At 67.5% G+C, this 20,956-nt stretch carries 16 protein-coding genes; 13 read left to right on the top strand and 3 right to left on the bottom strand.

What is annotated here, in order from left to right:
- From AC1DHX_RS13775 to AC1DHX_RS13765, 3 genes are all read right to left on the bottom strand, one after another.
- Positions 1 to 678, bottom strand: a 678-nt coding sequence (locus AC1DHX_RS13775; protein WP_476900130.1) for an alpha/beta fold hydrolase, incomplete at its 3' end; no start/stop codon positions are given.
- A gap of 19 nt (positions 679 to 697) precedes the next feature.
- Positions 698 to 1,246, bottom strand: a complete 549-nt coding sequence (locus AC1DHX_RS13770; protein ID WP_476849610.1) for an N-acetyltransferase family protein — start codon at positions 1,244 to 1,246, stop codon at positions 698 to 700.
- Positions 1,247 to 1,339: 93 nt separating this feature from the next.
- Positions 1,340 to 3,886 carry a DEAD/DEAH box helicase gene (locus AC1DHX_RS13765; RefSeq protein WP_476858611.1) on the bottom strand — a complete coding sequence of 849 codons (2,547 nt, stop codon included), beginning with the start codon at positions 3,884 to 3,886 and terminating at the stop codon, positions 1,340 to 1,342.
- 156 nt (positions 3,887 to 4,042) lie between these two features.
- On the opposite strand from AC1DHX_RS13765, the gene AC1DHX_RS13760 reads away from it, so the two are divergent.
- From AC1DHX_RS13760 to gap, 13 genes are all read left to right on the top strand, one after another.
- A complete protein-coding gene (locus tag AC1DHX_RS13760; RefSeq protein WP_476858610.1) occupies positions 4,043 to 4,822 on the top strand; it encodes a trans-aconitate 2-methyltransferase in 780 nt (259 codons plus the stop codon).
- A gap of 134 nt (positions 4,823 to 4,956) precedes the next feature.
- Positions 4,957 to 6,747, top strand: coding sequence for an ABC transporter ATP-binding protein (locus AC1DHX_RS13755; RefSeq protein WP_476858770.1), 1,791 nt, complete (start codon positions 4,957 to 4,959; stop codon positions 6,745 to 6,747).
- Positions 6,748 to 6,860: 113 nt separating this feature from the next.
- The gene (locus AC1DHX_RS13750) at positions 6,861 to 8,702 is read left to right on the top strand and encodes an ABC transporter ATP-binding protein (protein ID WP_476858769.1); all 1,842 of its coding nucleotides are present in this window, start codon (positions 6,861 to 6,863) and stop codon (positions 8,700 to 8,702) included.
- Complete coding sequence (locus tag AC1DHX_RS13745) at positions 8,699 to 9,091, top strand: GntR family transcriptional regulator (protein WP_476849612.1); 393 nt, start codon at positions 8,699 to 8,701, stop codon at positions 9,089 to 9,091. The genes AC1DHX_RS13750 and AC1DHX_RS13745 overlap by 4 nt, the downstream gene beginning before the upstream one ends.
- Before the next feature lie 67 nt (positions 9,092 to 9,158).
- On the top strand, positions 9,159 to 12,107 hold the full coding sequence (gene uvrA, locus AC1DHX_RS13740) for an excinuclease ABC subunit UvrA (protein WP_476858609.1): 2,949 nt from the start codon (positions 9,159 to 9,161) through the stop codon (positions 12,105 to 12,107).
- A gap of 189 nt (positions 12,108 to 12,296) precedes the next feature.
- On the top strand, positions 12,297 to 13,058 hold the full coding sequence (locus AC1DHX_RS13735; protein WP_476900129.1) for an HAD hydrolase-like protein: 762 nt from the start codon (positions 12,297 to 12,299) through the stop codon (positions 13,056 to 13,058).
- Entirely contained in the window at positions 13,045 to 13,713 is a 669-nt protein-coding gene (locus AC1DHX_RS13730; RefSeq protein ID WP_026266350.1) for a lysophospholipid acyltransferase family protein, read from the top strand. Before AC1DHX_RS13735 ends, AC1DHX_RS13730 begins: the two co-directional genes overlap by 14 nt.
- An 86-nt stretch (positions 13,714 to 13,799) precedes the next feature.
- The gene (uvrC, locus tag AC1DHX_RS13725) at positions 13,800 to 15,809 is read left to right on the top strand and encodes an excinuclease ABC subunit UvrC (RefSeq protein ID WP_476900128.1); all 2,010 of its coding nucleotides are present in this window, start codon (positions 13,800 to 13,802) and stop codon (positions 15,807 to 15,809) included.
- A gap of 119 nt (positions 15,810 to 15,928) precedes the next feature.
- On the top strand, positions 15,929 to 16,852 hold the full coding sequence (gene rapZ / locus AC1DHX_RS13720; RefSeq protein ID WP_018773001.1) for an RNase adapter RapZ: 924 nt from the start codon (positions 15,929 to 15,931) through the stop codon (positions 16,850 to 16,852).
- Positions 16,852 to 17,871: a gluconeogenesis factor YvcK family protein gene (locus tag AC1DHX_RS13715; protein ID WP_028276839.1), complete on the top strand. Its 1,020-nt coding sequence runs from the start codon at positions 16,852 to 16,854 to the stop codon at positions 17,869 to 17,871. The genes rapZ and AC1DHX_RS13715 overlap by 1 nt, the downstream gene beginning before the upstream one ends.
- A gap of 10 nt (positions 17,872 to 17,881) precedes the next feature.
- Complete coding sequence (whiA, locus tag AC1DHX_RS13710) at positions 17,882 to 18,862, top strand: DNA-binding protein WhiA (RefSeq protein ID WP_018772999.1); 981 nt, start codon at positions 17,882 to 17,884, stop codon at positions 18,860 to 18,862.
- Positions 18,863 to 19,031: 169 nt separating this feature from the next.
- Positions 19,032 to 19,655: a superoxide dismutase gene (locus tag AC1DHX_RS13705; protein ID WP_028276840.1), complete on the top strand. Its 624-nt coding sequence runs from the start codon at positions 19,032 to 19,034 to the stop codon at positions 19,653 to 19,655.
- Between the two features lie 287 nt (positions 19,656 to 19,942).
- Positions 19,943 to 20,953 (top strand): type I glyceraldehyde-3-phosphate dehydrogenase, encoded by a 1,011-nt coding sequence (gene gap, locus AC1DHX_RS13700; protein ID WP_476900127.1) that lies wholly within the window; start codon positions 19,943 to 19,945, stop codon positions 20,951 to 20,953.
- Positions 20,954 to 20,956: the final 3 nt, after the last annotated feature.

The raw sequence follows: 20,956 nt of genomic DNA, 5'->3' as shown, positions 1-20,956 counted from the left end.
GTCCTCGGGATACCAGTCAAAGTATTCGGCGTTCCGGGCCGCGACCCGCTGGAACGTGGCCCGGTACACTCGGTCGGCGGAGCCGCCCAGCGGGGCCAGCCCGCCCGTCACGAGGACCTCGCGCAGCCCCTCGGGGGCGAAGGAAAGGTAGCTGAGCGCGCAGAAACCGCCGTAGCTCTGGCCGTAGATGGTCCAGGGGGCGGAGTCCAGGGCTGCCCTGATCGCTTCGGCGTCGGCAACGATCGAGTCGGCGCGGAAGTGCGTCAGGTAGTCAGCCTGCTCCGCGTCGGTGCCGCGCAGCGGCAGCGTGTTGCGGTCGACGGGCGAGGACAGGCCGGTGCCGCGCTGGTCCAGCATGAGGATCCGGAAGTCCTTCGCGGCGGCCTTGCTCCAGCCGCCCAGCGACGGGAACCGGTTTCCACGCCCGCCGGGACCGCCCTGCAGGAAAAGCAGCCAGGGCAGCCCGGCGGCCTCTGCCTCGCTGTGTTCGGTGGACACGTACTCGCGGGCGAACACGGAGATGGTTTCGCCGCGGCGCCCCGCCTCGCTGAAGTGGTCAAGGGGGACCTGGAAGTAGTGTTCCGCGGTCCGCATTCCCCGGTAGGTGTGTCGTGCCCGGACGCTGTGCGGAACTTTGCGCCCGGCGCTGGTTGCAGTCTCCAGCAGGAAGGCTCCCATGAGCCCCGTCATTGGGAGATCAGCCACGGGTGGCCGCCTCGCGGGAACTGGAGCTGGAGCCGGCAGGGGAGCCGGCGCCGGCAACTGCCGGGCGGCTGCCGAAGGCCGTCAGCGCCGCTCCGGTGAGGCGGAAGGTGGACCATTCCTCCATCGGCGAAGCGCCGAGGTTCTTGTAGAAGTTGATGGAGGGCTCGTTCCAGTCCAGGACACTCCATTCGACGCGCGCGTAGCCCCGGTCGACGGCGGTCGCTGCCAGGTGCTGCAGCAGTGCCTTGCCGTGGCCCTCGCCGCGGGCCTCCGGCCGGACGTAGAGGTCCTCGAGGTAAATCCCGTGGACGCCCTCCCACGTGGAGTAGTTCAGGAACCAGAGGGCGAAGCCGCGGACCTCGCCCGCGGAGTTCTCCGCCATGGTGGCGAAAACCTTGGGATGCTCGCCGAAAAGGACCTCGGTGAGCATCTCTGGGGTGTTCCGGACGGCGTCCGGTTCCTTCTCGTAGAGGGCGAGGTCGTGGATCATCTGCAGGATGGCAGGGACGTCATGCGCTGTGGCAGGCCGGATTACACTCATTGTCCGAGTTTACCCGCGGCGCGAAGGCCCAGGCTGGGGTACCGGCGCCGGCGACGGCCGCCCCCGTGCAGGCCAGCCCCCGTGCCGTCCCGCCTAGAGCCGGTTGACGTCCGTGACGCGGACGACGGCGGTCCCGGACTCGTCCGAGGCCGCCAGGTCCACGTCGGCGGAAATGCCCCAGTCGTGGTTGCCGGCGGGGTCATCGAAGATCTGCCGCACTTTCCACACCCCGGGTTCCTCGGTGATGATCAGCAGCCCGGGACCGCGGGCGTCCGGTCCGGTGCCGATGTCGTTGTGCTCATCAAAGTAGTCATCGAGGGCATCTTCCCAGCGCTCGGCGTCCCAGCCGGACCCGGCGTCGAGCTCGCCCAGGGCGGTGGCGGCCTCATCGGCGAACAGCTCCACGCGGCGGAACATCTCGTTGCGCACCATCACCCGGAAGGCCCGGATGTTGGAGGTCAGCGACGGCGGCGGGGGCGGCGGAGCGTCATGCGGTGTGGGCGCCGCGCCGGATGTGAGCTCTTCCCATTCGTCCAGCAGGCTGGAGTCCACCTGCCGGACCAGTTCGCCCAGCCAGGCGATGAGGTCTTCGAGGTCCTCACGGAGGGCATCCTGCGGGACCGTCTGGCGGAGCGCCTTAAAACCGTCGGCGAGGTAGCGCAGCACGATTCCCTCCGAGCGGGCGAGGCCGTAGAACTGGACGAACTCGCCGAAGTTCATGGCGCGCTCGTACATGTCCCGGACCACGGACTTGGGCGCGAGCTCGAAGTCGCCGACCCAGGGCGCGGCCTTGCGGTAGACGTCGAACGCCTCGCCGAGGATCCCGGCGAGCGGCTGCGGGTAGGTGACCTCCTCGAGCATTGCCATCCGCTGGTCGTACTCGATGCCGTCGGCCTTCATCGCCGCGATCGCCTCGCCGCGCGCCTTCTTCTGCTGTGCCGAGAGGATCTGCCGCGGCTTCTCCAGGGTCGCCTCGATCACCGACACCACGTCCAGGGCGTACGACGGCGACTCCGGGTCCAGCAGCTCCAGCGCCGCCAGCGCGAACGGGGACAGCGGCTGGTTGAGGGCAAAGTTTGCCTGCAGATGGACCGTGAGCCGGACCGTGCGGCCGTCAGCACCCTGCTCCCCGGCCGGGATCCGCTCCACGACGCCGGCCGCGAGCAGCTCGCGGTAGATTCCCAGGGCCTTCTTCATGAGCCGCAGCTGGGCCGGACGGGTCTCGTGGTTTTCGGTGAGCAGGCGGCGGGCGGCCTGGAACGGGTCGCCGGGGCGTTCCATCAGGTTCATCAGCATCGCATGCGTCACGGTGAAACTCGACGTCAGCGGATCCGGAACGGACTCGACCAGCCGCTTGTACGTCGGTTCGCCCCAGGACACGAAGCCYTCCGGSGGCTTCTTCTTGACCACCTGGCGSAGCTTYTTCTGGTCGTCGCCGAACTTSGCYGTGGCCTTGGCCATCGCCTTCACGTTTTCCGTCACGTGCTCCGGGGCCTGGACCACCACGGTTCCTGCGGTGTCATAGCCGGCGCGGCCGGCGCGCCCGGCGATCTGGTGGAACTCACGGGAGTTCAGCAGACGGGTGCGGACGCCGTCGTATTTGCTCAGTGCCGTCAGCAGCACGGTGCGGATGGGCACGTTGATGCCCACCCCGAGCGTATCCGTGCCGCAGATGACCTTCAGCAGACCGGCCTGGGCAAGCTGTTCGACCAGCCGGCGGTACTTCGGCAGCATGCCGGCGTGGTGAACGCCGATCCCGTGCCGGACCAGGCGGTTAAGGGTCTTGCCGAAGCCTGCGGCGAAGCGGAACCCGGCAATGAGCTCGGCGATCTTGTCTTTTTCCTCGCGGGTGCAGACGTTGATGCTCATCAGGTTCTGGGCCCGGTCGATCGCCTCGACCTGGCTGAAGTGGACCACGTAGACCGGGACCTGCTTGGTGGCGAGCAGCTCCTCGAGCGTCTCGTGGACCGGAGTCTGCTCGTAGTAGTAGTGCAGCGGGATGGGGCGTTCCGCGGAACTGACGGTCGTCGTCGTGCGGCCGGTCAGGTCGCTGAGGCCGTCCTCGAATCGGCTGACATCGCCGAGCGTCGCCGACATCAGCAGGAACTGCGCCTGAGGCAGTTCAAGCAGCGGCACCTGCCACGCCCAGCCGCGCTGCGGGTCCGAGTAGAAGTGGAACTCGTCCATGATCACGGCGCCGAGCTGCGCCGCAGAACCTTCACGCAGGGCGATGTTGGCCAGGATCTCGGCCGTGCAGCAGATGATTGGGGCGTCCTGGTTCACGCCGGAGTCGCCGGTGATCATGCCGACGTTGTCGGCGCCGAAGATCTCACAGAGGGCGAAGAACTTTTCCGAGACGAGGGCCTTGATCGGGGCGGTGTAGTAGCTCCGCTGCCCGCGGGCCATGGCCTGGAAGTGCGCGGCAATGGCCACGAGGGATTTCCCGGACCCGGTCGGGGTGGCCAGGATGACGTTTGAGCCGGCGGCCAGCTCCATGATGGCCTCGTCCTGGGCGGTGTACAGGGCCAGGCCGCGGGTCTCGGTCCACTCGACAAACCGGGTGTAGAGCTCGTCCGGGTCCAGGCCCGTCCTGCCGGGGATACGGGCGGCCGGGGCGGGGAGCTGATCAACGAGTTTCATTGCTGTCCAGCTTAGTGCCCGCGTGGTAGCCGCGGCACCGCACGCAGTGCAGGCGCGCGCCGTGAGCCGCCCGCAGCGCAGGCGTGCTTCCTTGGCTGGCCCACGGGCCGGGACTAGGCTTCGGTTAGGACAACGTGCCGGGAACTGGAGGCAGCCATGAAGTGGGATCCGGAGAAATATGTGCAGTTCGGGGACTACCGGGACAGACCATTTTTTGATCTGACCGGTCGGATTCACGCCGAAGCCCCGCGGCACGTGGTGGACCTCGGCTGCGGTCCCGGCAACCTGACCGCGACGCTCGCGGACCGCTGGCCGGGCGCGCAGGTGGTGGGTCTGGATTCGTCGCCGGAAATGCTGGCCACTTCCAAGGACCACGCAGCCGCGGCGCCCAATCTTTCCTACGAGCTGGCCGACATTGAGCACTGGCTGCCGTCCGGGGACACGGACGTGGTGGTCACCAACGCGGCCCTGCAGTGGGTGCCCGGCCACCGAAAGCTCCTGCCCCTATGGCTCGATGCCCTCAAACCGGGCGCCTGGTTCGCGCTGCAAGTGCCGGGGAACTTCAATGCCCCGTCGCACACCCTGATGCGGGAGCTGGCCGATTCTCCGGCCTGGGCGGGGCGGCTCGCCGGGGTGCTCCGCCACGACGACGTGGTGGGGGAGGCAGCGGAATATCTGGAGATCATGCTCGACGCCGGTTGTGCCGCCGACGCCTGGGAGACCACGTACCTTCAGCTGCTCCCAGGCGCCAACCCCGTTTTGGAGTGGGTCCGCGGAACCGGACTCAGGCCGGTCCTCGCGGCCCTCCCCGACGACGAGGCCAGGGAGTTCGAGGCCGAGTATTCGGCACGGCTGGACGACGCATATCCGGCAGGCCGGCACGGGACGGTCTTCCCGTTCCGCCGCACGTTCGCGGTGGCGCAGAAGACCGGGTAGGCGGCGTGTCAGCCGCATGACACGAAGCACTCCGGAATGGGGCTTACAATGACGTGGCGGTGTGGGGCGGCCGTTAGGCTGATCACCATTCCGGGCCCTGGGCTAGTAATGGAGGTTCAGTGCTTATAGGCCTGATGTCGCGGCTGTTGTCCGCGCATAAAGGGACCGTGCTGGCCATCGTTGTGCTGCAGCTCGTGCAAGCCACCGCCAACCTGCTCCTGCCCACCCTGAATGCCGCGATCATCGACGACGGCATCATCGGCGGGGACACCGGGGAGATCCTCCACCTCGGGGCCTGGATGGCCGGAATCGCTGCCGTCCAGGTGATCACGGCCGTCGCGGCCGGATATCTGGGCGCCGTGGTCGCCATGGAGATTGGCGGCCAGCTGCGCGGGGAGCTCTTCGCGAAGGTGCAGTCCTTCTCCTCCCAGGAGGTGGGCCTTTTCGGTGCGCCCAGCCTCGTGACCCGGGCCACCAACGACGTCGCCCAGATCCAAAACCTCGCCGTCCTGGTGTTCATCATGCTGATTGCCGCACCGGCGATCTTCATCGGCGGCATCGTGCTGGCCGTGCACCAGGACGTGGTGCTGTCCTGGATTGTGGTCGTGGTGATCCCGGTCCTGACGGTGATCATGACGGTGATCGTGCGCCGCCTGATTCCCCTGTACCGCCAGGGCCAGGGCCTCCTGGACCGGATCGGCCGGGTGCTGCGGGAGCAGATCATCGGCGCGAATGTCATCCGCGGCTTTGTCCGGCAGGACCACGAGGTCCGCCGGTTCGATGAAGCCAACAAGGACCTCACCCGGAACAATCTGCAATCCGCCCTCCTGGTGGCGGCGATGATGCCGATGATCATGTTCGTGGTCAACATCTCCTCCGTGTTCGTGGTGTGGTTCGGCGGCCATCGCATCGACGCCGGCGAAATGCGGCTGGGGGCGCTGACGGCGTTCATCGCCTACATCCTGCAGATCCTGATTGCCATCATGATGGCGATGTACGTCTTCATGACCGCCCCCCGGGCGGCGGCCTGCGCGGAACGGATCCGCGAGGTGCTGGACACGGAACCGGCCATCGCGGATCCGGCCGTTCCCGCCGGGGCCACCGCTGCCACCATTCCGGCCGGCGGGGCCAGTGCGGCGGGCACCGCCGGTGCGCCCGCCGTCGCCGGCGCCCCGGGCCGCTCCGGCGCTGTCGAGTTCCGGAACGTGTCCTTCGCTTACCCCGGCGCCGAAGCACCCGTGCTGGACGGCGTCTCCTTCACCGCCAGGGCCGGTACCACGACGGCGATCATCGGCGCGACCGGCAGCGGCAAGACGACACTCCTGAACCTGCTGCCGCGTTTCCTCGACGCGACGGCCGGAGAGATCAGCATCGGCGGGGAGAACGTGCGGGCGATGCCCCTGGACGACCTGCGCGGCCTGATCGCAATAGTCCCGCAGCAGTCCTACCTGTTCGCGGACACGGTCGCGGGGAACCTCCGGTTCGGGGCGCCCGCCGCGAGCGAGCCCGAAATATGGCAGGCGCTTGAAGCTGCCCAGGCCGCCGACTTTGTCCGCGCCCTGCCGCTCGGGCTCGACACACCCGTAAGCCAGGGCGGCACCAACTTCTCCGGCGGCGAACGGCAGCGCCTGTGCATCGCGCGGGCCCTGCTCAAGCGGGCCCCCGCCTACCTCTTCGACGACAGTTTCTCGGCTCTGGACTACGGCACCGACATCAGGCTCCGGGCGGCGATCGAGCCGCTGCTGCGCTCGGCGACCGTGCTGATCGTGGCCGAGCGGGTGTCAACAATCGTGGACGCCGGGCTGATCCTCGTACTGGAGAGCGGCCGGGTGGTCGCGCAGGGCACGCACAGCGAACTCATGGAGTCCTCGCCCAGCTACCAGGAAATTGCCGCGTCCCAGCTGGTGCTGGAGGAAGCCCCGTGAGCCGCGCGCGGGCACACCGCGCCGGGACCGTTGCGGGACCCGGCGTGCCGGAGCGCATCAAATGGCACACCGCCGCCCGGCTGCTTGGCCTGCTGTTGCCGCTGAAGTGGCGGATGGCCGGCGTCATCGCCGCGACCTGCGCGTTCGTGACACTCAACGTGGCGGCGCCCAAGGTGCTGGGCGACGCCACCGACGTCGTCGTCGACGGCTTCCTGGGCGGCTCCCTCGACGAGCAACAGCTGGCCGGGCGGCTGCTGGCCGTTTCGGCCATGTACGTCGGGGCGTCGCTGTTCAGCTGGATCCAGGGCAGCCTGACCGCCACCGCGGTGCAGCGACTCAGCTACGGCCTCCGCGGCTCCGTGGAACAAAAACTCCATGTGCTGCCGTCCAGCCATTTCGAGGAGCAGCGCCGCGGCGACGTGCTCAGCCGGGCCACGAACGACGTCGACAATATCTCCCAGGCGCTCAACCAGCTCCTCAACCAGCTGATCATGGCCGTCCTGATGCTCTCGGCCGCTCTCGCCATGATGCTGTGGCTCTCGCCGCTGCTGGCGCTGATCGCGATCCTCTCGGTGCCCGTGTCCACGATGATCACCGTGCTCGTGGCCCGGCACTCCCAGGCGCACTTCAAGGAGCAGTGGAGCAGCACGGGGGCGCTGACTGCCCAACTCGAGGAGTTCTTCACCGGGCATGAAGTGGTCAAGGCCTTCGGCCGGCAGGAAGAGTCGGCGGCGAGCTTCCGGGAGCGCAACGAGAAGCTCACCCGATCGAGCACCCGCGCCCAGTATTTGTCCGGCATCGTGCAGCCGCTGCTGGTGTTTGTCGCCAACCTCAACTACATCGCAATTGCTGTTGTGGGGGCGATGCAGGTCACCGCGGGGCTCTTGACGATCGGCGGCATCCAGGCCTTTGTCCAGTTCTCCCGTCTCTTTAGCCAGCCGGTGAGCCAGATCGGCGGCATGCTGACTCTCGTGCAGTCCTGCCTGGCCTCGGCGGAGCGGGTGTTTGAGCTGCTGGACGCCCCGGAGATCCCTGCGGACAGCGCCGTGCCGGCCGTTTCGGCGAACGGCGCCGGCAAGCTGCAAGGCTTCACGGCCGCGCGAAAGCTCCATGTCCCGCGCAAATCCTCCAACGGACGCAAAGCCCCTGCCCCGGGCACGCCCGGCGACCTGCTGGATCCCGGCGCAGTGGCGGGCCGGGTCACGTTCGAGCACGTCAGCTTCAGCTACAGCCCCGGCACCCCCGTGGTGAAGGACCTCTCCTTCACGGTGGACCCGGGACAGACCGTGGCGATCGTGGGACACACCGGTGCCGGCAAGACCACCGTGGTCAACCTCCTGATGCGCTTCTACGAACTCGACTCCGGCCGGATCCTGGTGGACTCGACGGACATCGCCACCATCCCGCGGGACGAGCTGCGGCGCGCCTTCGGAATCGTCCTGCAGGATGCCTGGCTGTTTACCGGCAGCATCCGGGAGAACATCGAATACGGCCGGCCCGGCGCCGCCGAAGCCGATATCGTCGCGGCGGCCCACGCCAGCCACGTGGACCAGTTTGTCCGGTCCCTGCCGGCCGGCTACGCCACGATGCTCGGCAACGACGGCGACTCCCTGAGCCGGGGCCAGCGCCAGCTCGTCTCGATCGCACGGGCGCAGCTCGCCGGGCGCAGCATCATGGTGCTCGATGAGGCGACGAGCTCCGTCGACAGCCGCACTGAGGTGCAGATCCGGCATGCCATGGAGCAGCTGCGGGCCGGTCACACGAGCTTCGTGATCGCGCACCGTTTGTCCACGGTCCGGGACGCTGATCTAATTCTCGTCATGGACCACGGACGAATCGTTGAACACGGCACCCACCAGCAGCTGGTGGCCCGGCAGGGGCTCTACAAGGATTTGTACGAGGCCCAGTTCGCCGGCCGCGAACAGGTCCCGGCCGTCCAGGAGGCCGAACAGTGAGCCCTGCGGACGCCGTGGGGGAGCGTTTTCCCGGATCCTGGCGGACCAATCCGGCCAGCTCCGTCCCGCTCTTCGAACAGCTGCGGCTCTACGTGATCGAGCGCGCCGACAACGGCACACTCGCGCCGGGCACCAGGCTTCCGGCCGTGCGGAGCCTGGCCGGCGAACTGGGCGTGGCCCCGCACACTGTGGCTCGGGCCTACAAGGAACTCGAGGCCGCCGGCGTCGTAGTGACGAAGGGCCGCAACGGGACCGTTGTGTGTGCCCGCGATGCCGCCTGGAGTTCGCTGTCCGCCGCCGCCGCCGAGTTCGCCGCGGCCGCCAAAGCCCAGGGCGCCAGTTTCGCCGAGGCCGTGCAGCTGTTGGCCGCCGCCTACGACCGCCAATAGCACATCCGGCGCCGCCCGTGGCGCGCGGAATAGTTTTTCGAAGAAGTTTTCGATTAGCATTAGATTCGTGCCTAAAGCTGTAGCTGAAGATCCAGCCGTTGAAGTCCATTCCGCCGTCGAGCCGCTGGCAGTCCGGGATGCGGCCCCGTCCCGCCCCGTCCTGAAGCGTCCGGACATGACGCGCCTCGTCGTCAAGGGCGCCCGCGAGCACAACCTGCGCAACGTGGACCTCGACCTGCCGCGCGATGCCATGATCGTGTTCACCGGCCTGTCCGGCTCCGGGAAGTCCTCCCTCGCGTTCGACACCATCTTCGCCGAGGGCCAGCGCCGCTACGTCGAATCCCTCTCCGCCTACGCCCGGCAGTTCCTGGGCCAGGTGGACAAGCCCGACGTCGACTTCATCGAGGGCCTCTCGCCGGCGGTGTCCATCGACCAGAAGTCCACGTCCAAGAACCCTCGCTCGACCGTGGGCACCATCACCGAGATTTACGACTACATGCGCCTGCTCTGGGCCCGTGTGGGCCGGCCGCACTGCCCCGTCTGCGGGGAGCCCGTGACCAAGCAGACCCCGCAGCAGATCGTCGACCAGCTGCTCGAGCTCCCGGACGGCACCCGCTTCCAGGTGCTGGCACCCGTGGTCCGCGGCCGCAAGGGCGAATTCGTGGACCTCTTCAAGGAACTCACCGCCAAGGGCTACTCGCGGGCCCGGGTGGACGGCGAGCTCGTCCACCTGAGTGATCCGCCGAAGCTGGGCAAGCAGTTCAAGCACACCATCGAAGTGGTGGTGGACCGCCTCGTGGTCAAGGAAGGTATCAGCCAGCGCCTGACCGACTCGGTCGAAACCGCCCTCGGACTGGCGGAGGGCCGCATATTGGCCGAATTCGTCGACCTCGAAGCAGACGATCCCGAGCGGATCAGGGCGTTCTCAGAACACCTCGCCTGCCCCAACGAGCACCCCCTGGCGATCGACGAGATCGAGCCCCGCTCCTTCTCATTCAACAACCCTTTCGGCGCCTGCAGCGCGTGCAGCGGCATCGGCACCAAGCTGGAGGTCGACGAGGAACTCCTCATCCCCAACCCCGAGCTCTCGCTCTCCGAGGGGGCCATTGCGCCGTGGTCCCTGGGCACCGCCACCACGGAGTACTGGAACCGGCTGCTGGCCGGTCTCGCCGAGGAACTCGGCTTCTCCATGACGACGGCGTGGGAGAAGCTCGACACCGACGTCCGGCAGACCGTCCTGCACGGCAAGGACCACAAGGTGGTGGTGCAATACCGCAACCGCTTCGGCCGGGAACGCAAGTACAGCACCGGTTTTGAGGGCGTCGTGCAGTACGTCCACCGCAAGCATGGCGAGACCGATTCCGACTATGCGCGCGACCGCTACGAGGAATACATGCGCCAGGTCCCGTGCCCGGCCTGCAACGGTGCCCGGCTGAACCCTGCGTCGCTCTCGGTGCTGATCAACGGCAAGTCAATCGCCGAGGTCGCCGCSCTGCCCATGCGGGAATGCGCCGACTTCCTCGAAAACCTCGTCCTCACCGGCCGCGAGGCCCAGATCGCCCACCAGGTCCTCAAGGAGATCCAGGCCCGCCTGACCTTCCTCCTCGACGTCGGACTCGAGTACCTGAACCTGGAGCGGCCCTCCGGCACCCTGTCCGGCGGCGAAGCCCAGCGCATCCGTTTGGCCACCCAGATCGGCTCCGGCCTCGTGGGCGTGCTGTACGTCCTCGACGAGCCCTCGATTGGCCTGCACCAGCGGGACAACCGCCGCCTGATCGAGACACTCACCCGGCTCCGGGACCTCGGCAACACCCTGATCGTCGTGGAGCATGACGAGGACACCATCCACGAGGCCGACTGGGTGGTGGACATCGGACCGGGCGCCGGCGAGCACGGCGGCATGGTGGTCCATTCCGGGTCCTACCAGGCGCTGCTGGAAAACACGGATTCGCTCACCGGCGACTACCTCTCCGGCCGGCGGAAAATCGAGATCCCGAAGAAGCGGCGCAAATACGACAAGAAGCGCGAGCTCAAGGTGGTCGGGGCGAAGGAGAACAACCTCCTGAACATCGACGCCAGTTTCCCGCTGGGCCTCTTCACCGCCGTCACCGGCGTCAGCGGCTCGGGCAAGTCCACCCTGGTCAACGAGATCCTCTACAAGGTGCTCGCCAACAAGCTCAACGGCGCCAAGCAGGTGGCCGGCAGGCACAAGTCCGTCCAGGGCCTCGAACACCTGGACAAGGTGGTGCACGTCGACCAGAGCCCGATCGGCCGCACCCCGCGCTCGAACCCGGCCACCTACACCGGCGTGTTCGACAACATCCGCAAGCTCTTCGCCGAGACCACCGAGGCCAAGGTCCGCGGCTACCTCCCGGGCCGGTTCTCCTTCAACGTCAAGGGCGGCCGCTGCGAGGCCTGCTCCGGCGACGGCACCCTGAAGATCGAGATGAACTTCCTGCCGGACGTCTACGTCCCCTGCGAGGTCTGCCACGGCGCCCGGTACAACCGCGAAACCCTGGAGGTCCACTACAAGGGCAAGACCATCGCGGACGTGCTGAACATGCCCATCGAGGAAGGGGCCGAGTTCTTCGCGGCCTTCTCGCCGATCGCTCGGCACCTCAACACGCTCGTCGACGTCGGCCTTGGCTACGTCCGGCTGGGCCAGCCCGCCACCACGCTCTCCGGCGGCGAGGCCCAGCGCGTGAAGCTCGCAGCCGAGCTTCAGAAACGCTCCAACGGCCGCAGCGTCTACGTCCTGGACGAGCCCACCACGGGCCTGCACTTCGAGGACATCCGCAAGCTCCTCATGGTGCTCCAGGGCCTCGTGGAGAAGGGCAACACGGTGATCACGATCGAACACAACCTCGACGTCATCAAGAGCGCCGACTGGATCGTGGACCTTGGCCCCGACGGCGGGTCCGGTGGCGGCCGTGTGGTCGCCTCCGGCACCCCCGAGCAGGTGGCCAAGTCGAGCGAGAGCCACACGGCTGCGTTCCTCGCCGAGCTCCTCGCCTGAACACCGGCCGCCAGGGACCGTGCGGCGGGCCAGGTAAGCTTCCGCCGCACGCGTCCCCGCCCGCAGGGACGTCTCCACCGGATGTATCCGCTGATGGATCGCGTGATGTAGCCCCTGATGTATTCCCGATGTATTCCTGAAGGAGCATGCGAATTTCTGGCAACCGCACACTCATGAGAAACTAAGCCGGTGACGCATACAACAGTGCCCGTAATCTTTGACCTTGACGGCACTCTTGTCGATCCCGCCGGGGGTATTACCGACGGTATCGCCGCGGCCCTCACCGAGCTTGGCCTGCCGGTTCCGGACAAGTCCCGGATGGACGCCATGATTGGGCCCAAGCTCAGCCATTCCCTGACGGAAATCGCCGGCGTTCCGGCCGCACAGCTGGACGACGCCATTCGCATCTACCRTGCTCACTACGCATCCACGGGAATCGCGCAGAGCAGGCTGTACCCGGGAATCCGCGGCCTCCTCGAGGACTTCGTCGCCGCGGGCCGGCCCATCGCCGTCGCGACCCAGAAGCCGGAAGGGCTTGCCCGCATTGTACTGGCGCATCACGGCATCGCCGGGCTCTTCCACAGCATCCGGGGCTCCGCCGCCGACGAGGCCGCCAGCCCGGGAGCGGGCTCCGCCCCCGAAGGCTCCGTTCCCGAAGGTAAGGCCGGCATCGTCGCCGCCGCGCTCTCGGACCTCGCTGCCGCGGACCCTGCGGCCGCCGGCCGGGCCGTGATGGTGGGGGACCGGGCACAGGACGTCGCCGGGGCCGCTGCGAACGGACTGGACTGCATCGGCGTAGGCTGGGGGTTTGCGCCTGACGGCGAACTGCACGCGGCCGGTGCCGTCGAGATCGTGCACAACACCACGGCGCTTCACGCGACGATCAACCGGCTCTCCGAACGCCCGGGAACCACAGCCCTGAACGAGGTGCACACCGATGGCAATGTTTGACGCAATCCGCTGGACCACGCGGGGGCTTGTAACCACCACGTGCCGTCCCACGGTCATCGGCCTGGAAAACGTGCCCAAGGATGGGCCGTTCATTGTCGCCCCGAACCACCTCTCGTTCCTGGACAGCGTGATCGTCCAGGCCCTCATGCCGAGGCCCGTGGCCTTCTTCGCGAAGGCTGAATACTTCACCACCGGCGGCATCAAAGGCAAGGCCATGAAGTCCTTCTTCGAGGCCGTCGGCTCCATTCCGGTGGAACGCGGCGAGCAGGCGGCGAGCGTCCAGGCGCTGAAAACGCTGCTGGACATCCTCGACTCCGGCAAGGGCGTGGGCATCTATCCCGAAGGCACCCGCTCCCGCGACGGCATCCTGTACCGCGGCCGCACCGGCGTCGGCTGGCTGGCCCTCACCACCGGCGCGCCCGTAATCCCGGTGGGCCTGATCGGCACCGAACACTTGCAGCCCGCGGACAGCAAGTCCGTCAAACCGCAGCACTTCACCATGAAGGTCGGCGAGCCGCTGTACTTCGAGAAAACCGGACCGGACCATTCCCTGCCGGCCCGCCGCCAGGTCACGGACCGCATCATGGACGCAATCGCAGACCTGAGCGGCCAGGAACGCTCCACCAGCTACAACCAGAGCAAGTCGGCCGAATAGCGCGCAGCTCCCGGCCCCCCGTGATCCGCCGGGCATGCGGCGGTGCACGTGCAACGGCACCGCCGGCGGCTCAGTAGACTTGATGTGTGGCAGATCCAGCGAGTTACCGACCCCAGACGGGTGAAATTCCGACCAATCCGGGCGTATACCGCTTCCGCGATCCGCACGGCCGGGTCATCTACGTCGGCAAGGCCAAGAACCTCCGTGCCCGACTGAACACCTACTTCGCCAACCCCGCCGGGCTCATGCCCAAAACCTATGCCATGGTCCACACGGCCAGCAGCGTCGAATGGACCGTGGTGGGCAGCGAACTCGAGTCGCTGCAGCTGGAATACACCTGGATCAAAGAATTCACGCCCCGCTTCAACGTGATGTTCAGGGACGACAAAAGCTACCCGTACCTCGCCGTGACGATGGGGGAGAAGTACCCGCGCGTCCAGGTGCTGCGCGGCGACCGGCGCAAGGGGACCCGGTACTTCGGCCCGTACACCGCCGGCGCGATCCGGGACACCATGGACACCCTGCTGCGGGTGTTCCCGGTCCGCAGCTGCAGCGCCGGGGTGTTGAAGCGCGCCGAAGCCAGCGGCCGGCCCTGCCTGCTCGGCTACATCGACAAATGTTCCGCGCCGTGCGTCGGCCGGATCTCCGCCGCGGACCACCGCGCCCTGGCCGAGGACTTCTGCACGTTCATGGGCGGCGAAGCCAAGCCCTTCGTCAACCGGCTGGAACGGGAGATGGCCGCGGCAGTTGCTGAGCTCGACTACGAACGCGCGGCCCGGCTCCGGGACGACATCGTGGCGCTTAAGAAGGTCTTCGAACGTAATGCCGTCGTCCTGGCCGAGGGCACGGACGCCGACGTCTTCGCCCTGCACGAAGACGAGCTCGAGGCCGCCGTGCAGGTCTTCCACGTCCGGGGCGGACGGATCCGCGGCCAGCGCGGCTGGGTGGTGGAAAAGGTCGAGGACTCCACCACCCCGGAACTGGTCGAACACCTGCTCCAGCAGGTCTACGGCGAGGAAGCCGGGCTCCAGGGCAGGTTGCCCCGGGAAGTGCTGGTGCCTGCCGAACCCAGCAACGCCCCGGAGCTCGCGCAATGGCTCAGCGGCCTGCGCGGGGCCCGGGTGGACATCCGCGTTCCCCAGCGCGGAGACAAGGCCGCCCTCCTGTCCACGGTCCGTGAAAACGCAGAGCACGCCCTCAAACTTCACAAATCCCGGCGCGCCGGCGACCTCACCATGCGCTCCCAGGCCCTGCAGGAAATCCAGGAAGCGCTCGAGCTTCCCGTGGCGCTGCTGCGGATCGAGTGCTTCGACATCTCACACGTCCAGGGCACCAACGTGGTCGGCTCCATGGTGGTGGTCGAGGACGGCCTGCCGAAAAAGTCCGACTACCGGAAGTTCGCCGTGACCGGCGCCGCGGCCACTGACGACACGGCGGCCATGCATGATGTGCTGACCCGCCGGTTCCGGCACTATCTTCAAGAAAAAGACGAGCAGGCGGCGGCCGCGGCCAAACCGGCGCACCAGGCCGCCCTGGACGCGGCGACCGCCGCGGCGGTCGCGGACTCCACGACGCCAACACCGCGAAGCAAATTCGCCTACCCGCCCAACCTCGTCGTCGTCGACGGCGGCAAACCGCAGGTCAATGCCGCCGCACGGGCGCTGGAAGAGCTCGGCATCGAGGACGTGTATGTGGTCGGCCTGGCCAAACGGCTCGAAGAGGTGTGGCTGCCGGACAGCGATTTCCCGGTGATCCTGCCGCGCGCCTCCGCCGGCCTGTATCTGCTGCAGCGGATCCGCGATGAGGCCCACCGCTTCGCCATCACCTTCCACCGGCAAAAGCGCRGCAAGGCCATGACGGCCTCCGCCCTGGACAGCGTACCCGGTCTGGGCGAGTCCAAGCGCAAGGCCCTCCTGGCGGAGTTCGGCTCCGTCAAGGGGATCAAAGCCGCGACGCAGGAGGAACTCACCGGCGCCAAGGGGATTGGCCCCTCCCTGGCCGCCGCGATCGTCCGGCACTTCGCTGGCGGCGGCGTCGAGGAAGCCGCCACGGTTCCTGCCGTCAACATGACCACCGGCGAAATCCTCGACGCTTAGCTAGTGCCGCCAAACTTAGCTAGGGTAAAGACTTGGGTACGGCACGGCAGCGGCATCACCGCGGCCCGCGCGCAAACCTGACAACAGCAAATCGCACAGGCAGAGATGGGGCTTCACTGATGGCAGAGTCGACGGCAGGATCCGAGACGGATGCGGACGGCATGACACCCGTCAAACCCGTCGAGGCTGAACTGCTCGTGGTGACCGGAATGTCGGGAGCCGGCCGCAGCACCGCCTCGGACGCCCTTGAGGACCATGGCTGGTACGTCGTGGAAAACCTGCCGCCGCAGATGCTCGGCACGCTCGCCGAACTGGTGTCCCGGACGCCGCACTCCATGTCCAAGCTCGCCGTCGTGATGGACGTCCGGAGCAAGGAACTGTTCGTCGACATGCGCGCGGCCCTCCGCGCCCTGGAAGCCACCGGCGTGAGCTTCCGCGTCCTGTTCCTCGACGCCAACGACGACGTCCTGGTGCGCCGCTTCGAGCAGGGCCGCAGGCCCCACCCGCTCCAGGGCGGCGGCCGGATCCTCGACGGCATCGCCGCCGAACGCGAGCTGGTCCGTGAATTGAAGGACACCGCCGACATCGTCCTGGACACGTCCTCCCTCAACGTCCATGGCCTCGCCACCGCCATCACCGAACTCTTCAGCGAGACCGGGCCGGTGGCGCTGCGGCTGAACGTCATGAGCTTTGGCTTTAAGTACGGGCTGCCGGTGGACGCCAACTTCGTGGCCGATGCCCGCTTCATCCCCAACCCGCACTGGGTGCCGCAGTTGCGCCCGCACACCGGACTGGACAAGGACGTCAGCGACTACGTGCTGGAGGCCCAGGGCGTCAGCGACTTCGTGGAACGCTACGTCCTGGCCCTTGAACCTGTCCTGGACGGGTACCGCCGGGAGAACAAGCACTACGCCACCATCGCCGTGGGCTGCACCGGCGGCAAGCACCGCTCCGTGGCGGTCGCCGTCGAGCTCTCACGGAGGCTGGCGCAGTATCCGCGCGTCACGGTGACCACGACGCACCGGGACCTGGGCCGCGAGTAATGGCGCTGCTGACCGGCCCGCTGCCCCTTGTCCCGCCCGCCAGCGCGGCCTTCGCCAGCCAGCAGGACAAAGGCCCCTCCGTCGTCGCGCTCGGCGGCGGCCACGGCCTCTCCGCCTCGCTGTCGGCCCTTCGCCTGCTGACCTCCGAACTCACCGCGGTCGTCACGGTCGCGGACGACGGCGGATCCTCCGGCCGCCTCCGCGAAGAGTACGGCGTCCTGCCGCCCGGTGATCTCCGGATGGCCCTGTCCGCGCTGTGCGACGACACCGACTGGGGCCGCACGTGGCGCGATGTCATGCAGCACCGCTTCGCCCCCGGCAAAGGCCGCGGCGGCTCCCTCGATGAGCACGCGATGGGCAACCTCCTGATCGTCACGCTCTGGGAGCTCCTGGGCGACACCGTCGCAGGCCTGAAGTGGGCCGGCGCCCTGCTCGGCGCGCGCGGCGAAGTCCTGCCGATGTCCAGCGTCCCGCTGACCATCGAGGGCCAGGTCCGGGTCACCGCCCCGGACGGCGCGACGGCACTGCAGACCCTCACCGGCCAGGCCAAGTGCGCGGTGGCAGGGTCCCTGGAGCACGTCCGGCTCCTGCCTGAGAACGCTCCGGCCTGCACCGAGGCACTGACGGCGATCGAGCTGGCCGACTGGGTGATCCTCGGGCCGGGCTCCTGGTACACGTCCGTGCTGCCGCACCTGTTGCTGCCCGAGATGCGCGAGGCCCTCGCCAACACCGCTGCCCGCCGGTGCCTGACCATGAACCTGGCCACAGATACCAAGGAGACGGCCGGGATGTCCGCCGCCGACCACCTCCGGGTGCTGCGCGAATACGCGCCGGAGTTCACGATCGACGTCATCCTGGCCGACCCGGCGTCGGTGCAGAACCTGCCCGACTTCGAGGCGGCGGCAGGAATGCTCGGTGCCGAGGTGGTCTTGGGTAAAGTGGGGGCGTCTGGTCGCCGTCCGGTCCACGATCCGTTGCGGCTGGCGACGGCGTATCACGATATTTTCGGGAATAGTTAGGAAAGGTGCCATGGCACTGACAGCATCAGTCAAGGAAGAACTTTCCCGTCTGGATATCAAGAAGTCCTCAGTCCGCAAGGCCGAGGTGTCGGCGATGCTCCGCTTCGCCGGCGGGCTGCACATCATCTCGGGCCGGATAGTGATCGAGGCCGAAGTCGACCTCGCATCGACCGCCCGGCGGCTGCGCGCCGCCATCGCCGAGGTGTACGGCCACCAGAGCGAGATCATCGTCGTCTCCGGCGGCGGCCTGCGCCGCGGCAGCCGCTACGTGGTGCGGGTGGTGCGCGACGGTGAGGCCCTCGCCCGCCAGACCGGACTCCTGGACGCGCGGGGGCGCCCCGTGCGCGGCCTTCCGTCGGTAGTGGTGAACGGCTCCGCCGCGGACGCCGAAGCTGTCTGGCGCGGCGCGTTCCTGGTCCACGGCTCGCTCACCGAGCCCGGCCGCTCCTCGGCCATGGAAGTCACCTGCCCCGGCCCCGAATCGGCCCTGGCCCTCGTCGGCGCGGCCCGCCGCCTGGGCATCCAGGCCAAGGCCCGCGAGGTCAGGGGAGTGGACCGCGTGGTGATCCGCGACGGCGACACGATCGCCGCGCTGCTGACGCGCATGGGCGCCCACGACGCGCTGATGGTCTGGGAGGAACGCCGCATGCGCAAGGAAGTCCGCGCCACGGCCAACCGGCTCGCCAACTTCGATGACGCGAACCTGCGCCGTTCCGCGCAGGCCGCCGTGGCCGCCGGTGCCCGGGTGGACCGCGCCCTGGAAATCCTGGGCGACGACGTCCCGGACCACCTGAAGTATGCCGGTGAGCTCCGGGTCGCGCACAAACAGGCCAGCCTGGACGAGCTGGGCCGGCTCGCCGACCCCGTCATGACCAAAGACGCCATCGCCGGCCGGATCCGCCGGCTGCTGGCCATGGCGGACAAACGGGCCCAGGACCTCGGCATCCCGGGCACGGAAGCCAATGTGACGCCCGAAATGCTCGACGACTAGCCCGCCCCTAGAATCAACAGCAGGAATATCCCGGGGAATGAAATATCCGGGAGCTGCGGCTGGTTGTCGCCGTTGGATCCCACCGCAATTTTCCGGATGCCCCGCATCCGGATGCACAATCAAAAGAGTTACCGAACCGGACAACCCGTCCACGACATTGGAGGAATTTGTGACCGAGTACGTACTGCCCGAGCTCGACTATGACTACGCAGCGCTGGAACCGCACATCTCCGCGAAGATCATGGAGCTGCACCACAGCAAGCACCACGCCGCCTATGTGGCCGGCGCCAACAACGCCCTGGCCCAGCTGGCCGAGGCGCGCGAAAAGGGCGACTTCGCCAACATCAACCGCCTCTCCAAGGACCTCGCGTTCCACACCGGCGGCCACATCAACCACTCCGTCTTCTGGAAGAACCTCTCACCGGACGGTGGCGACAAGCCCGAGGGCGAGCTCGCGGCGGCCATTGACGACGCCTTCGGTTCGTTCGACGCGTTCCGTGCGCAGTTCAGCGCCGCGGCACTGGGCCTGCAGGGCTCCGGCTGGGGCTTCCTGGCCTACGAGCCCATCGGCGGCAACCTGGTCATCGAGCAGCTCTACGATCAGCAGGGCAACGTCGCACTCGGCACCACCCCGCTGCTGATGCTGGACATGTGGGAGCACGCCTTCTACCTGGACTACGTCAACGTCAAGGCTGACTACGTCAAGGCTTTCTGGAACATCGTGAACTGGGCCGACGTCGCCAAGCGCTTCGACGCCGCCCGCAAGAACGCGACGGGTCTCATCACCCTCTAGGCAGGTCCCTTTACCCTGCACAGGGTGACGGAATCGACTTCCGTTTGTAACAAACCTCACATTACGGGCCCTTCGGCCCGAAATGTGGACGGACTGCCCCTGCACTTGCGGGGGCAGTCCCGGTTAAACGTAAGATGGATCACGGAAGGCGGTTAGCCTTCAGCAATGTGGCTGGTCGCCCTCCGATCTGGTAATTATCTCTGCCCAATGGCGTGCGGGATCTGTTAGTTGGCTTGAACGCCTTCTCAACTAGTCGTGCTCGCAAGAGCACCAAGGAGACTGAAAACGTGACGACCCGTATTGGCATCAACGGCTTTGGCCGTATCGGCCGCAACTACTTCCGCGCCGCCCTCGCACAGGGCGYAGACCTCGAGATCGTTGCGGTCAACGACCTCACCAGCCCGGAAGCCCTCGCTCACCTCTTCAAGTACGACTCCGTGGGCGGCCGCCTGGCCGAAACCATCGAGGTCAAGGACGGCAACATCGTCGTCGACGGCAACATCATCAAGGTCCTCGCCGARCGCGATCCCGCGAASCTGCCCTGGGGCGAGCTSGGCGTCGACATCGTCATCGAGTCCACCGGCTTCTTYACSAAGGCYGCCGMYGCGCAGAAGCACATCGAYGCMGGCGCCAAGAAGGTCCTGATCTCCGCYCCYGCGTCGGATGAGGACATCACGATCGTGATGGGCGTCAATGACGGCCTGTACGACAACGCCACGCACCACATCATCTCCAACGCCTCCTGCACCACCAACTGCCTCGGCCCGCTGGCCAAGGTCATCAATGACGCCTTCGGCATCGAGCGTGGCCTGATGACCACCATCCACGCCTACACCGCCGACCAGAACCTGCAGGACGGCCCGCACAAGGACCTCCGCCGCGCCCGCGCCGCCGCCATCAACATGGTGCCCACCTCCACCGGTGCGGCCAAGGCAATCGGCCTGGTCCTGCCGGAGCTCAAGGGCAAGCTCGACGGCTACGCCATCCGCGTGCCCGTTCCCACCGGCTCCGCCACGGACCTGACCGTCACGGTTTCCCGCGAGACCACGGTCGCCGAAGTCAACGCCGCCCTTAAGGCAGCATCGGAGACCGAGGAGCTCAGGGGCCTGCTGACCTACACCGACGAGCCGATCGTCTCCTCCGACATTGTCGGCGACCCGGCATCGTCCATCTTCGATTCCGGCCTGACCAAGGTGATCGGCGACCAGGTCAAGGTTGTGTCCTGGTATGACAACGAGTGGGGTTACTCCAACCGCCTCGTGGACCTCACGGAGCTTGTCGCGTCCAAGCTGGGCTAGGGT

Source organism: Arthrobacter sp. 05N33_2 (assembly GCF_056397425.1).
This window is presented reverse-complemented; position numbering and strand designations above follow the sequence as displayed.

Bases quoted from the DNA above. Each gene is read 5' to 3' on its own strand.
- whiA (WP_018772999.1), top strand. From the start codon at position 17,882: ATGGCACTGACAGCATCAGTCAAGGAAGAACTTTCCCGTCTGGATATC.
- AC1DHX_RS13730 (WP_026266350.1), top strand. From the start codon at position 13,045: ATGGCAATGTTTGACGCAATCCGCTGGACCACGCGGGGGCTTGTAACC.
- AC1DHX_RS13760 (WP_476858610.1), top strand. From the start codon at position 4,043: ATGAAGTGGGATCCGGAGAAATATGTGCAGTTCGGGGACTACCGGGAC.
- AC1DHX_RS13750 (WP_476858769.1), top strand. From the start codon at position 6,861: ATGGCCGGCGTCATCGCCGCGACCTGCGCGTTCGTGACACTCAACGTG.
- AC1DHX_RS13715 (WP_028276839.1), top strand. From the start codon at position 16,852: ATGGCGCTGCTGACCGGCCCGCTGCCCCTTGTCCCGCCCGCCAGCGCG.
- AC1DHX_RS13770 (WP_476849610.1), bottom strand. From the start codon at position 1,246: ATGAGTGTAATCCGGCCTGCCACAGCGCATGACGTCCCTGCCATCCTG.
- rapZ (WP_018773001.1), top strand. From the start codon at position 15,929: ATGGCAGAGTCGACGGCAGGATCCGAGACGGATGCGGACGGCATGACA.
- AC1DHX_RS13755 (WP_476858770.1), top strand. From the start codon at position 4,957: ATGTCGCGGCTGTTGTCCGCGCATAAAGGGACCGTGCTGGCCATCGTT.